The sequence below is a fragment of the Thermostichus sp. MS-CIW-34 genome, from assembly GCF_054060435.1.
The window spans coordinates 1-13,078 of the sequence record NZ_JBSSDE010000058.1; the positions used below are offsets into that span (position 1 = coordinate 1).

Genomic DNA, 13,078 nt, shown 5'->3' on the forward strand with positions numbered 1-13,078 from the left:
TCGGAAGCAGGAACCCGCCGAGACGACTGCGCAAGGAGCCATCCATGCGCAGCGTGGTAGGAATCTCCGGCCTAAAGGCCGGGGAGGATGTCAAAAGACCTCAGCTGCCCAACACTGTGCAGCTGACAAAAAATACAGTTCTCTTGGGAGAGGAGCCGAGGGTGGTGGCGTTGGCGGCGCGGAGCGCTTGGGAGCGGATCCACCGGTTGGGAAAGGGGCGGCAAATGCTAACGTCAGAGTAGGGATCTTTCCGCTGGGCAAGGGATCCCGTTACCCTGGTTTTTGGCTTTTTCCCCAAGATCTGGATGTTGAGAGCTGGAATTGTCGGCCTGCCCAACGTAGGCAAATCTACCTTGTTCAACGCCCTCTGTGAAAATGCCAAAGCCGAGGCGGCCAACTTTCCCTTCTGCACCATTGAGCCGAATGTGGGGCGGGTGGCGGTGCCCGACGAGCGCTTGCAGGTGCTGGCCAAGATCAGCGGTTCTGCCGAGATCATCCCCAGCCAAATCGAGTTTGTGGATATTGCCGGGCTGGTGGCTGGAGCCAGCAAGGGGGAGGGTCTGGGCAACCAGTTTCTCTCCCACATTCGCCAGGTGGACGCCGTGGTGCACGTGGTGCGCTGCTTCCAAGACGAGAACATTGTGCATGTGGCGGGTTCGGTGGATCCCTTGCGGGATATCGGGGTGATCAACTTGGAGCTAGCCTTGGCGGATTTGGCCCAGATCGAGCGGCGCATAGAGCGGGTGCGCAAGCAGGCCAAGTCCGACAAAACCGCCCAACTGGAGTTGCAGGCTCTGGAACAATTACAGGCTGCCTTGGACGAGGGCAAGCCGGCTCGCCTGGTACCCCTCAGCCCAGAAGAAGAGCAGTTGATCAAAGGGTTGGGGCTGCTCACCCGCAAAAAAGTCATCTACGCCGCCAATGTGGCGGAAACGGATCTGGCCAGCGGCAATGCCTGGGTGGAGCAGGTGCGGCAATTTGCCGAGGCGGAAGGGGCAGGTGTGGTGGTGGTCTCAGCCCAGGTGGAGGCGGAACTGGTGGAGCTGCCCCCCGACGAGCGACAGGCCTATCTGGATTCGTTAGGGGTAAAAGAGGGCGGGCTGAAATCTCTCATCCGAGCCACCTACGAGCTGTTGGGCTTGCGCACCTACTTTACCTCTGGCCCCAAAGAAACCCGCGCTTGGACGATTCCAGTCGGCGCCACAGCCCCTCAGGCAGCCGGGGTGATCCACTCCGATTTTGAGCGGGGCTTCATCCGGGCCGAGACGGTGGCCTATGCCGATCTGGTGGCGGCGGGATCCCTGAATGCCGCCAAAGAAAAGGGCCTGCTGCGCAGCGAAGGCAAAGACTACGTCGTCCAGGAAGGGGACGTGATGCACTTCCGCTTCAATGTCTAGTTCCCTATCCTCCTGCATCTCTCAGGCAAGCTGGGTTTTCTCAGAAACTGAAGACTTGCTCCCTGTCTTTAGGCAAAAAGACTTAACCCGCCCTGGACAAGGGATCCCAGCGCAGCTCCGGCTGGGTCTGAGAGGGGGCCTTTTCCTAAGAAAACGGTTGACGCTGTAACGAAACATCACAATAATTGGACTAGATAAACAAATGTTTTAGGGATGTATTGATGGATCTGCTGCAATACGGCCCGATGGCCTGGGTTTACATGGCAATCTTTGCCTCTATCATTTGGTGCATCTGGGGTCGTTCCGAAGACGACATCATGTTCTAGCCAGAGCGGGAGAGCTTCCTCTGTCGGCGGGGGCCATTCCTTGCGCTTGAGCCGGCAGGGGCAGCCTTTCACCAATCGTGGCTCTGTAAGGACGTTGTAAAAAATTTTGTAGAATCCTGTTGGGCTTGCGCCAGCCTTGGGATTGACGGCAATACCATCCTAGGCAGTGGGAGACTTTTCCCCCTGCTTTTGCAACACGGCAGCCTGCAGCGGTTATGGGTGTTACCAGCTTGATCTCCCGACGTCCTCTGCCTGGGGCAGAACAGACGCCAGAGGGCTACCGTCTTTCTTGGCGGGGCGTTGGGGTGATGGGGGTGCTAAACGTTACCCCCGACAGCTTCAGCGATGGCGGCCAGTGGGGATCCCCAGAAGCAGCCGTGCAGGCAGCCGAGGCCATGGCGGCGGCAGGGGCCTTGATGGTGGATGTTGGCGGCGAGTCCACCCGCCCAGGGGCAGATCCGGTGCCGGTAGAAGTGGAATGCGACCGGGTTTTGCCGGTAATTCGAGCTTTGCAGGGATCCGGGATCCCCATCAGCGTCGATACGCGCAGAACGGAGGTGGCGGCTGCGGCTTTGGCTGCCGGGGCGCACATCATCAACGATGTCAGCGGGCTGCGGGATCCCCAAATGATACAGGTCTGTGCCGAAAAGGGGGTGCCGGCGGTGATCATGCACATGCGGGGAGAACCGCGCACCATGCAGCAGCAGACCGACTATGCTGACCTGGAGGGGGAGGTTTTCGGTTTTCTCAGGGAACAGGCAGAGCGGGCCCTGGCAGCGGGCGTGCCCAGCGTTGTTTTGGATCCGGGCTTGGGCTTTGCCAAAACTGCCGAGCAGAATGTAACCCTGCTCAAAGCCCTACCGCGGCTGGTGGCCTACGGCTACCCAGTTTTGGTGGGGGCCTCCCGCAAAAGTTTTGTGGGTAAGCTTTCCGGCATTGCCGTACCTAATCAGCGAGACAGCGCCAGCGTGGCCGTGCACCTGTTTGCAGCCAGCCGGGGGGCTGCCCTAGTACGGGTTCACAACGTGCCGGCTCATGTTTCCGCCCTCGCCACTTGGGAAGCTCTGCACCATGACGCAGGGTAGGCTGGTGCTGCAGGGCCTTGTCTTTCATGCTTACCACGGCCACTGCCCGGAGGAAGCGGTTTTGGGTGGGCGTTTTGTGGTGGACGTGGAGATACGGCTTTCCCTAGCCGAGATCCAAGATGACCTCTCGCGCACGGTGGACTACGCCCAGGTGTACGAGAGGGTGCGGCAGGAGGTGACCGGCCAACGCTACCGCTTGGTCGAGACCTTGGCGGATCAGATCGCAGAGCGGCTGTGGCAGAGCTATCCCCAACTGGAGGCCCTAACTGTGCGGGTTCACAAGCCCCATGCTCCCCTGCCGGGGCTGTTCGAGGATGTTTACGTCGAGGTCGACCGCCGGCGAGCCGTAAGCAGGGCGGAAGCCTCATGAATCGTGACCTGGCCTATGTTGCCCTGGGAAGCAACCTGGGGGATCCGCTGCAGCAGTTGCGCTTGGCTGTGCAGAAGTTGCGCCGGTTGGGAGAGGTGGTGGCCTGTTCCAGTCTCTACCGCAGCCCAGCCCAAGGGGGGCCACCCGGACAGCCTGACTACCTTAACGCAGTGGTGGCGTTGGATCCCTTTCCCCCCTACCAGTCTCCCCTGGAGTTGCTCGGGGCGCTGCTGGCCATCGAGCAGGAGGCAGGACGGGTGCGGCGCATCCGCTGGGAGGCCAGAACCCTGGATTTGGATCTGCTGGCCATGGGCAGCCGCATCCTGAACAGCCCTGAGCTGACGTTGCCCCACCCCCGCATGATGGAACGTGCTTTTGTCTTAGCTCCCTTGGGGGAGATCGCTCCCGACTGGCGTCACCCTGAGACCGGTGTGGGGGTCAAAGAGGCACTCATCAGTTTGGATCAGTCCTGGCTGGAGCGCACAACCCTCGGCTGGGAGTAAGAAAGAGTTTGGTAAGCTGGTTAGGGATTTCGGCAAAAGGGATCCCATGGACAGCCTCGAACTCTGGCAGCGCTACTGCGATTGGCTTTACTACCATCCCGGCCTGGAGATTTTCGTCGATATCAGCCGCATCCGTTTCACTCCCCCTCAGGTGGAAGCGCTACGGCCTCGCTTTGCCCAGGCTTTTGCCGATATGCAGGCTTTGGAGGCAGGAGCCATTGCCAACCCCGACGAAGGCCGCCAGGTGGGCCACTATTGGCTGCGGGCGCCCGAGCTGGCTCCCACCCCTGAAATCCGGCAGGCCATTCAGGATTCCATTGAGCGAGTGGAAACCTTTGCCGAAAAGATCCATCGCGGAACCATCCCGGCCAGCGGGGGGGGACGGTTCACCGAGCTGCTCTGCATCGGCATTGGCGGCTCAGCTCTGGGGCCGCAATTTGTGGCGGAGGCCCTGGCTCCGCTGCACCCCCCCCTGAACATCCACTTCATCGACAACACGGATCCCGACGGGTTTGACCGGGTGCTGGGGCGGCTGGCAGACCAACTGGGGCAAACCCTGGTGATCACCACCTCCAAATCCGGCGGCACCCCAGAGCCCCGCAATGGCTTGGTGGAGGTGAAGCTGGCCTACCAAAAGGCTGGGATCCCTTTTTCTGCGCATGCGGTGGCCATCACCGGCCCCGGCAGCCAATTGGAGCAGCAGGCGCGGCAGGAGGGGTGGTTGGAGGTCTTCCCCATCTTCGACTGGGTGGGGGGGCGCACCTCCGAAACGTCCCCGGTGGGCCTGTTGCCGGCAGCGTTGCAGGGCATTGATATCCGGGCTTTGCTGGCCGGGGCAGCCACCATGGATGAGGCCACCCGCCTGCCCCACCTGGAGCGCAATCCCGCCGCTCTGCTGGCCATGGCCTGGTACATCGTCGGTCAAGGGCAAGGGCGCAAGGACATGGTGGTTTTGCCCTACAAGGATCGCCTGCTGCTGTTTAGCCGTTACTTACAACAGTTGGTGATGGAATCCCTGGGCAAATCCCACGATCTAAACGGCAACCGTGTGGAGCAGGGCATCGCCGTTTACGGCAACAAGGGCACCACCGACCAACATGCCTACGTCCAGCAGTTGCGGGATGGCTTGAACAACTTCTTTGTCACCTTCATCGAGGTGCTTCAGGATCGGGAGCCTGGGATCCCTTCCCCCTTCGTGGAGCCGCAGGTGACCAGTGGCGACTACCTGAACGGCCTGCTGCAGGGCACCCGCCAGGCCCTCTACGAAAACGGTCGCGACTCCATTACCGTGACGCTGCCACGGGTAGATGCCCGCTCGGTGGGGGCCTTGATTGCCCTCTACGAACGAGCCGTGGGCCTCTATGCCTCCCTAATCCAGATCAACGCCTACCATCAACCGGGGGTGGAAGCAGGCAAAAAAGCCGCCAGCGCCGTCTTGGAGCTGCAACGGCGATTGCTAGAGACGGTGCAGGAGCAGCAGGGATCCCTGACTTTGCCCCAACTGGCAGAGAAACTGGGCTGCCCGGAGCGCATAGAAACCCTGTACTGGATTGTGCGGCACCTACACGCCAATGGCCGCGGAGTCCTGTTGACAGGGGATCCCGCCCGCCCCTTGGAGCTGAACATCCAGCCTCGGCCTGCTTGAGCCTCGAGTTTCCTGGAGCAAGTGCGGAGAGCAGGCTTGAGTTGGTCAATCTGTACCTCGCCTTAAGCCCTTCCCGGCCAGCCGACCCGCCTGCCTAGAATCGAGCAAGAGTCCACTCCAGGAGGAGACTATGGATCAATCTGCTGCCGTCCTGCCCCTACAAACCCCGAAAGATGTCTCCATCGAAGATATTGAGCAGGAGCTGAACAAGATCTGGTCTTCCAAAGGAGAGAGCGTTGCCGCCCGCGCTGCCACCTTTACCCTGGTGGTGTACGAATCTCTGGACGATGCGCTGTTGCTGCCTTCCCCCACCGTCGAAGCCATCGCCACCCAGAACCCCTGTCGCGTCATTGACCTGCGAGCCAAACGGGAGGGATCCGCAGACGACGCCATCGAGGCCCAGGTGGCCGCCTACTGTCCGGTGACCCGTGAGCAGCGCAGCTCGTTGGTCTGTTGCGAATACATCACCCTGAAAGCGCCCGAATCGGCCTTTGTGCGGGCCTGCAGCACGGTCGCCTCGCTGCTGATCCCCAACTTGCCCACCTTTTTGTGGTGGCAGGGGGATCTGGATCTGAACAGCTTGCTGTTTCAAAAATTGGTGGCCCTGAGCAATCGGGTCATTGTCGATTCACGGGGCTTTGTCAATCCAGAAGAAGATCTGCAGGAAATCCACCTCTTGGTGGGTGAGGGGCGCCACTGTGGGGATCTCAACTGGCGGCGGCTGCTGCCTTGGCAGGAACTCACCGCCCAAGCCTTTGACCCTCCCGACCGGCGGGAGTCCCTATACCTCGTAGATCGCGTGAACCTCGACTACAAAGCCGGCAATCCCTGCCAGGCGTTCCTCTTCCTGGGCTGGCTGGCCGGTCGCCTGGGATGGACTCCCACAGAGCGGGTTCAGGCTCAAGAACACGATTACAAGATTGACCGCATCCGCTTTCAAACCCAAATGGGCGGCGAGGTGATGGCAGAACTGGCCGCTGTGCCCTTGGCCTCGGAAATCAGCCAGCCGGGGGATCTCATCGGGCTGCGCCTCACCTCCAGCAACCAAGAAGCCGACGCCTGTACTGTGCTGTGCTCCGAAATCACAGGGTGTATGCGCATGGAAGCCATGGGGGGCGCTCAGAGATGTGTGGTTCGCCAGGTGGCTCCCCTGGAGCAGGATTCCCTCGACACCCTGCTGGCTGCCGAGTTGCAGCGGCTTGGCCCCGACTACCTCTACGAAGAAACCCTAGGGGTGGTGGATCAGATGCTGAAGCTGGGCAAAAGCTGAGATCTGCTTCTGGTTTAAGTGACATACTCCCGCACTCATGCTGATGCAAAGCGCTCCGCGCCGCTAAAGCGAGAGAGTGCGGGCTTCAAGGACTCCGTCCCGCTGACGCGAACAGTGACTCCGGTTAGCGCTCCGCGCTGCTAGCGCGAAAAGGACGGGATGCCCCACCACCCTGTACTTGATGTTTATAGCGGCAGTGTATAAAACCCCGCTACTTTTTATGTTTATGGCACCAGTCAAGGACAAAACATCATGTCCCCGCCTTTCATCCCGACTCTCACCCTGGATAGTGTCTAGCCACTAGTCACTAGTCACTAGCCCCTAATAGAGAGCGGGGCTTCCCAGCGGTGTAGCTAACGGGGTGCAGGGGCAATCAGTCCCGCGCCCTGTCCACAGGAAGAGCGCCGGGAGGATGTTATAGTAGCTACAGAGGGGTCGGCTAGCTGCGCAAGGTCACCGGAAATTGTGTTGCCAACTGCGCCCTCACCTGGTTTTGCAGAGCTTCTACCTCCGCATCCGTGAGGGTGCGATCGGGAGCGCGGTACACTAGGCGGAAGGCAAGGCTGCGCTGCCCTGCAGGTACTCCTTGGCCCCGGTACTCGTCGAAAAGCTGCACCGATTGGAGAAGTTCTCCGCCCGCTCGACGGATAACCTTCTCGATCTCACCAACGGCAAGGTCGAGTGGCGCAAAGAAGGCGATATCCCGATCGGCAGCAGGAAAGGGCGAAAAGGGGACAAATTGCACAATGCCCCGTCTCTCCAGGCTTTCCAGCAAGGGATCCAACTGCAGCTCAAACCCATAGACCTGATCTGGCAGCCCCTTTTCCTGACAGAGGCGGGGGTGCAGTTGCCCGAACAAACCGATGCGGGATCCCTCAATCCACAAACTGGCCTGGCGACCGGGGTGCAGCAGCGGCGATTGCTCTTCAGGGGGATCCAGACGAAACTCCGGGCCAAATCCCAGCCGCTCCAGAGCGGAGACCAGCAGCCCCTTGGCCTCGAACCAGTCCATGGGTCGGTTGCGGTGCTGCCAATCGTGGGGATTGGGATCCCCGCCCAAGATACCGCCGATATGCTCAGCTTCCCGGTAAGGGTGGGGGTTGGGGGGAAGGGCATGGGCAAAAACACGACCGATTTCAAAGGCTTGGAGCGGGCCGTTGCCTTGATCCCAGTTGAAGCGGAAGGCCTCCACCAGGCCGGGAAGTAGCGCATTGCGCACGGCTGAATATTCCGGCGAAAGTGGATTGGCAATCCTCACCAAAGATCCATCCTCCTCCGCTGGGCAGAGGGAGATGTGATATACCTCTGTCAGGCCAATGCCGCGCAGCACTTCTCGGATCTGGCGGGTGAACGTTTCCCGCGCCGAAAGGGATCCCACCTGCGGCTCGGTGGGTAGGGTTTCCGAGAAGCGGTCATAGCCGTAGAGACGGGCAAACTCCTCGATGAGGTCGATCTCCCGCTCAATGTCCCGCAGGCGATAGGGGGGAACGGCGACCTGCCAGACGCAGCGGGCCACAGTTGCCGTTTCTGTAGCGGGGGAGAGAGCATCCTGGGAACTGGCCTCTTCGCAACGGGAGAGCTGAAAGCCCAAGGCAGACAGGATCTCTTCCACATCCGCCGCCTGCACCTCGTCCCCCAACACATCGATCAGCCGCGACAGCCGCAATTTCAGGCTGCGTTCCAGGGGGGGCCGCTGGTCAAAGGTGGTGAGGCCGGCCACTGCTCCCCCTGCCAGTTCCAGGATCAACTGCACCGCCCGATCTCGGGCCTGATCGAGGGTGGCAAAGTTAACCCCTCGCTCATAGCGGGTGGAAGCCTCGGTGCGCAGACCTTGAGACCGGGCCGAGCGCCGCGTCACCGCTGGATCGAATAGGGCTGCTTCCAAGAAAATGCGAGTGGTGGTCGAGCCGACCTCGGTTTCTTCCCCTCCCATGACCCCGGCCAGAGCTACCGGTTGGCTGCCGGCCACAATGAGATGACTGTCGGCTTGCAAGGTGCGGGTTTGGCCGTCCAAGGTCTTTAAGGTTTCTCCCGGCTGGGCCAAGCGCACCTCGATGGTGGGTTTTTTCTTGCCCATGACCTGGAGCAGGCGATCCCAGTCGAAGGCGTGCAAGGGCTGGCCCCATTCCAGCAGGATCAGATTGGTAATATCCACTACATTGTTGATGGAGCGCATGCCGGCGGCGGCCAGTCGGTGTTTTAGCCAGTCGGGGGAAGGGCCGACTTTCACCCCTTCGATCAACACGCCACTGTAGGCGGGGCAGGCTTTGGCGTCGGCAATGCGCAACTGAAAGTTGGGGATGGGCTTGGCCTGAAGAGGCTGGACGGGGGGCAGGCGCAGCGGGTTGCGGGTGAGGGCAGCCACTTCGCGGGCGATCCCCACCATGCTCAGGGCATCGGCCCGGTTGGCGGTGGAAGTGAGATCCAGCACCACATCGTCCAAGCCCAAAAGAGGACGCACATCAGAGCCAAGCGGATGGGCCTCCAGATCCAAGTCGGGCGGGAATTCGTGGATCCCTTCGGAAGATTTCTCCAGCCCCAGCTCGGCCAGAGAACAGATCATGCCCTCCGAGATCACCCCCCGCTTGTCGGCTTTGGCAATGGTGAGGGAGAGGGCGGGCAAATGGGTGCCGGGCGTGGCCACTGCTACCAGGATCCCAGGGCGGGCGTTGGCAGCTCCACAGACAATGGTGGCAGGCCGATTGGATCCCAAATCCACCTGGCAAACCTGCAGCTTGTCGGCGTTGGGGTGAGGCTCGGCAGCCAGGATCCTGCCCAAAACCACCCCATCTGCCCAGGTGCGGCGGTCTTCGATCTCTTCCACTTCAAACCCCGCCAGGGTGAGGGCCTCTCCCAGTTCTTCGGGTGAAAGTTGGAAATCCACCAGTTCTCGCAGCCACTTCAAGGAGATGCGCATCGCTGAGCCATCGGTGCAAACGCCGCACCCATTATCGCTCACCTGGCCCTCTTCTCCAGCCGGGATCCCGGCCCAAGATCGTGGGATGGCATAGACCCAGTTCTGGCCGGAACCGGTGGGACAGGGTGGGATGCTAAAACGGTGAAGGCGACGGCTAAGGTCAGATCCAGCGGATGGCAAGGTGAGGAAAGATGAAGGAAGACTGGGCAAAACGGTTGCGCAACGGGTTGATTGCCGCAGTAGCTGTGCTCTTGGCAGCAGGACTGTTTTTGGCTAACCAAGGGCGTCAGGCGGGCAGCAACCTAGAGGCTCTAGCCCAAGAAGCCATACCTTGGGAGCAAGCTCAGGCCAATGGCAAGCCTTCTTTGGTGGAGTTCTACGCCGATTGGTGCACCACCTGCCGAGCGATGGCGCCCCTCCTGGCCAATCTCAAAAAGGAATTTGCCGATCAAGTCAACTTTGTCATGCTCAATGTGGATAATCCCAAGTGGCTGCCGGAGCTGAGCCGCTACCGGGTGAACGGCATCCCTCATTTTCTGTTTTTGGATCGGCAGGGAGAAGTGCTGGGATCGGCGATTGGCGAACAGCCGCCGTCGATTCTGCGAGCCAATGTGTTGGCTCTGGCAACTGGACAGCCCCTGCAGTTGACCAACATCGGGCCGGTGTCTGAGCTGGAGCGGGGCAGGCGCGCCCTCCCCAGTCAGCCGGATCCCCGCAGTCATGGCTAGGAGTTTGGTCCAGGGTTTTGTTGTCTTGGACACAGGCGGAAAGGTCTGGCCTCGGTTTGATATTGGATAACTTCTATCCATTCTCGTAGCTCACAAGAACAGGCCATGGCTGTCGAGACAACACCGATTTTGCCGGATCCGCAACGGTTGATCCCGAGCGAGCGCCTCAGACAACTGAATGTCCGCTCCAATTCAGCCGGGCTCCGGCAGCTTTTGGGACATTTGGCGGTGATGGCGGTGAGTGGCAGCCTGTGGGTGACCCAGAAAGGTGTCAGTGGCTGGATTGCCCTGCCGGCGCTGGTGGTTTACGGGGCCAGTTTGGCGACGATGTTTGCTGCCTTGCACGAATGTGTACACCGCACCGCTTTTGCCAGCCCAAAACTGAATGACGGGGTAGCCTGGGTGGCGGGCTTGCTTTCGTTTTACAACAGCACTTTTTATCGCCGATACCACAAATGGCACCACCGCTATACCCAGATTCCGGGCAAGGATCCGGAGCTGGAGGATCCCAAACCCCAGAGCTGGCCGGAGTATTTGCTCGAGCTGAGCGGCTTGACTTGGTGGATCGGCAAGGTGAAGACCTACATCCGCATAGCCAGCGGCCAGTTGCAAGGCTATCCCTACATTCCTGAATCGGCCCGCCAAGAGGTGATTCGTTCGGTGCGGTTGCAGCTAGGGGTCTACGGCCTTGGGAGCTTGCTCTCCCTTCTGCTGGGGGATCCCTGGATAGTGTGGCTGTGGCTGTTGCCTTTGGCGGTAGGGCAGCCGCTCTTGCGCTTCATTTTGCTGGCAGAGCACACGGGCTGTAGCCAAACCGAGGATCCCTTCTCCAATACCCGCACCACCCTTACCCTTTGGCCGATCCGCTTTTTGATGTGGAATATGCCTTACCATGCTGAGCATCACCTTTACCCCTCCATTCCATTTCATGCTTTGGCCGATGCCCATCAATACCTCAAGCCCCATCTGGCTCATCTAGGGCAGGGGTATGTGCGGGTTCATCGTCAGGTGATTGAACAATTTCAGGCATGACTCACTACACCTGGAGCCTGAACGATTTTCAGCTACAGTGCGGGATCCAACTGCCCCAAATCACGCTCGCCTACGCCACCTACGGGACTCTTTCCCCCCGAAAAGACAACCTGATCCTCTACCCCACCTCCTATGGGGCTCAGCATCCCGACCTGGAGTGGCTGATTCGTCCCGACGGCATCCTCAACCCGCAGCGGTGGTTTATCCTCATTCCCAATATGCTGGGCAATGGCCTTTCCACTTCCCCCAGCAACGATCCAGCCTGTGGCTTGCGGGAAGATGGCTTCTGGTTTAGCCACTGGGACAATGTGCGCCTGCAGGAGAGCCTGATTCGCCAACACTTTGGGATCGAACGCATCCGCCTGATCTACGGCTGGTCAATGGGGGCTCAGCAAGCCTATCACTGGGGATCCCTGTTTCCTGAGCGGGTGGAACGGATCGTAGCCCTCTGTGGCACCGCCAAGACCACAGTTCACAATCGGGTTTTTCTGGAGAGTTTGCGCTCAGCCCTAACTGCCGATCCCGCCTGGAACGGTCGTCGATTTACGGGTGTCCCAGAGCGGGGTCTGCGAGCTTTTGCCCACATCTACGCCAGTTGGGCTGTTTCCCAACCTTTTTTCAACCAAAAATGCTATGAATCCTTGGGGTATGCCTCTCTCGAAGATTATCTAGAGCGAGGCTGGGAGGCCAATTACCGCCGCCGGGATCCCCAGAATCTGCTATCGATGATCGAAACTTGGATCCGCTGCGATATCAGCGACAACCCCATTCACCGGGGAGATTATCGGGCTGCTTTGAGGGCAATTCAGGCCCAAACATTGGTGATGCCCGCCCAGACGGATTTGTATTTCACCCCAGAAGATTGTCGGGCTGAGGCAGAATGGATCCCGAACGCGGTTTACAAGATCATCCCCTCCATTTGGGGGCACCGGGCCGGTAATCCTCATCAAAACCCCGAGGATGAAGCTTTTATTCGCACAGCCGTGCAGGAGTTCCTGGAGAGCTGAGGGCACCTACACAGATCCTACACAGATTGCAGGCGCAGGTGTTGCACCAGAGCCTGTAGCCCCAACAGGTAGCTTTGCGCCCCAAAACCACTGATTTGCCCAATCGCTACGGCGGCGATGTAAGAGTGCTGGCGGAAGGGCTCGCGGCGATGGATGTTGCTTAGGTGGACTTCCACAGTGGGCAATCCTACGGCTGCAATGGCATCTCGGAGAGCAATGCTGGTGTGGGTATAGGCCCCAGGGTTGATCAGAATGCCGACATGCTGCTGGCGGGCACGGTGAATGGCATCGATGAGCACCCCCTCATGGTTGGACTGGAGAATCTCCAGCTTCGCCCCTAGCATTTCTGCCTGCCGATGCAGAGCCTGATCGATCTGCTCTAGGGATACTGAGCCGTAGATGCCCACCTCTCGCACCCCCAGCAGGTTGAGGTTGGGGCCATGCAGTACCAAGAGGCTGAGAGGCTCGCCGCCGGGGGCAATGGCAGTCGGATTAACGACGACGATGGGATCCATCTTCTACCGGAATGGGAGCAGGTTGAGGCTGGGGGTTCCCCAGCAGGGTGTCGATCACACGTTCCACCCATTCCCGGATCTTTTCCAGCACCTTTTCTACCCAATCCATCCGATCTGCCTCGCGAGGTTTTACGAAGGGAGTTTATTCGACGGACTTCTATGATAGCGCTTCTTTCCGAGGGGTGTAGAGGTAAACTACCCGGCTCCGACCGCTAAGCGGTACGGAGCGGGCTTTCAGTAGCCCTGAGCCTGCTCTGCTCTACCAGAGAACAAAACAAGCCCG

General features: G+C 59.9%; 13 protein-coding genes. 10 read left to right on the forward strand and 3 right to left on the reverse strand.

Annotated elements, in window-relative coordinates; translation table 11 throughout:
* The 7 genes from ACVWYY_RS14010 to ACVWYY_RS14040 form a co-directional block, all read left to right on the forward strand.
* Positions 1-242: hypothetical protein (locus ACVWYY_RS14010; protein WP_457404303.1), on the forward strand; the 242-nt coding region annotated here is incomplete at its 5' end.
* A gap of 63 nt (positions 243-305) precedes the next feature.
* Positions 306-1,397, forward strand: a complete 1,092-nt coding sequence (gene ychF, locus ACVWYY_RS14015; protein WP_011434459.1) for a redox-regulated ATPase YchF — start codon at positions 306-308, stop codon at positions 1,395-1,397.
* A gap of 541 nt (positions 1,398-1,938) precedes the next feature.
* A complete protein-coding gene (gene folP / locus ACVWYY_RS14020) occupies positions 1,939-2,808 on the forward strand; it encodes a dihydropteroate synthase (protein ID WP_457404305.1) in 870 nt (289 codons plus the stop codon).
* On the forward strand, positions 2,795-3,178 hold the full coding sequence (gene folB, locus ACVWYY_RS14025; protein ID WP_414375071.1) for a dihydroneopterin aldolase: 384 nt from the start codon (positions 2,795-2,797) through the stop codon (positions 3,176-3,178). The genes folP and folB overlap by 14 nt, the downstream gene beginning before the upstream one ends.
* Positions 3,175-3,681, forward strand: coding sequence for a 2-amino-4-hydroxy-6-hydroxymethyldihydropteridine diphosphokinase (gene folK / locus ACVWYY_RS14030; RefSeq protein ID WP_457384017.1), 507 nt, complete (start codon positions 3,175-3,177; stop codon positions 3,679-3,681). The genes folB and folK overlap by 4 nt, the downstream gene beginning before the upstream one ends.
* Before the next feature lie 46 nt (positions 3,682-3,727).
* Positions 3,728-5,326, forward strand: a complete 1,599-nt coding sequence (locus tag ACVWYY_RS14035) for a glucose-6-phosphate isomerase (RefSeq protein WP_457404307.1) — start codon at positions 3,728-3,730, stop codon at positions 5,324-5,326.
* A 130-nt stretch (positions 5,327-5,456) separates the two neighbouring features.
* Positions 5,457-6,596 carry a glucose-6-phosphate dehydrogenase assembly protein OpcA gene (locus ACVWYY_RS14040; RefSeq protein WP_414350034.1) on the forward strand — a complete coding sequence of 380 codons (1,140 nt, stop codon included), beginning with the start codon at positions 5,457-5,459 and terminating at the stop codon, positions 6,594-6,596.
* A 439-nt stretch (positions 6,597-7,035) separates the two neighbouring features.
* On the opposite strand, the gene pheT is transcribed toward ACVWYY_RS14040, so the two are convergent.
* Positions 7,036-9,513 carry a phenylalanine--tRNA ligase subunit beta gene (gene pheT / locus ACVWYY_RS14045; protein WP_457404312.1) on the reverse strand — a complete coding sequence of 826 codons (2,478 nt, stop codon included), beginning with the start codon at positions 9,511-9,513 and terminating at the stop codon, positions 7,036-7,038.
* 191 nt (positions 9,514-9,704) lie between these two features.
* On the opposite strand from pheT, the gene ACVWYY_RS14050 reads away from it, so the two are divergent.
* The 3 genes from ACVWYY_RS14050 (at position 9,705) to ACVWYY_RS14060 (ending at position 12,280) form a co-directional block, all read left to right on the forward strand.
* The gene (locus tag ACVWYY_RS14050; RefSeq protein ID WP_457404309.1) at positions 9,705-10,241 is read left to right on the forward strand and encodes a thioredoxin domain-containing protein; all 537 of its coding nucleotides are present in this window, start codon (positions 9,705-9,707) and stop codon (positions 10,239-10,241) included.
* 105 nt (positions 10,242-10,346) lie between these two features.
* Positions 10,347-11,273, forward strand: coding sequence for a fatty acid desaturase family protein (locus ACVWYY_RS14055; RefSeq protein ID WP_457404311.1), 927 nt, complete (start codon positions 10,347-10,349; stop codon positions 11,271-11,273).
* Positions 11,270-12,280 carry an alpha/beta fold hydrolase gene (locus ACVWYY_RS14060; RefSeq protein ID WP_011434449.1) on the forward strand — a complete coding sequence of 337 codons (1,011 nt, stop codon included), beginning with the start codon at positions 11,270-11,272 and terminating at the stop codon, positions 12,278-12,280. Before ACVWYY_RS14055 ends, ACVWYY_RS14060 begins: the two co-directional genes overlap by 4 nt.
* Before the next feature lie 17 nt (positions 12,281-12,297).
* Here ACVWYY_RS14060 and aroQ read toward each other — a convergent pair whose 3' ends face one another.
* Both aroQ and ACVWYY_RS14070 read right to left on the reverse strand, forming a co-directional pair.
* Positions 12,298-12,795, reverse strand: coding sequence for a type II 3-dehydroquinate dehydratase (gene aroQ, locus ACVWYY_RS14065; RefSeq protein WP_414344089.1), 498 nt, complete (start codon positions 12,793-12,795; stop codon positions 12,298-12,300).
* Positions 12,773-12,904 carry a hypothetical protein gene (locus tag ACVWYY_RS14070; RefSeq protein ID WP_011434447.1) on the reverse strand — a complete coding sequence of 44 codons (132 nt, stop codon included), beginning with the start codon at positions 12,902-12,904 and terminating at the stop codon, positions 12,773-12,775. The genes aroQ and ACVWYY_RS14070 overlap by 23 nt, the downstream gene beginning before the upstream one ends.
* Positions 12,905-13,078: the final 174 nt, after the last annotated feature.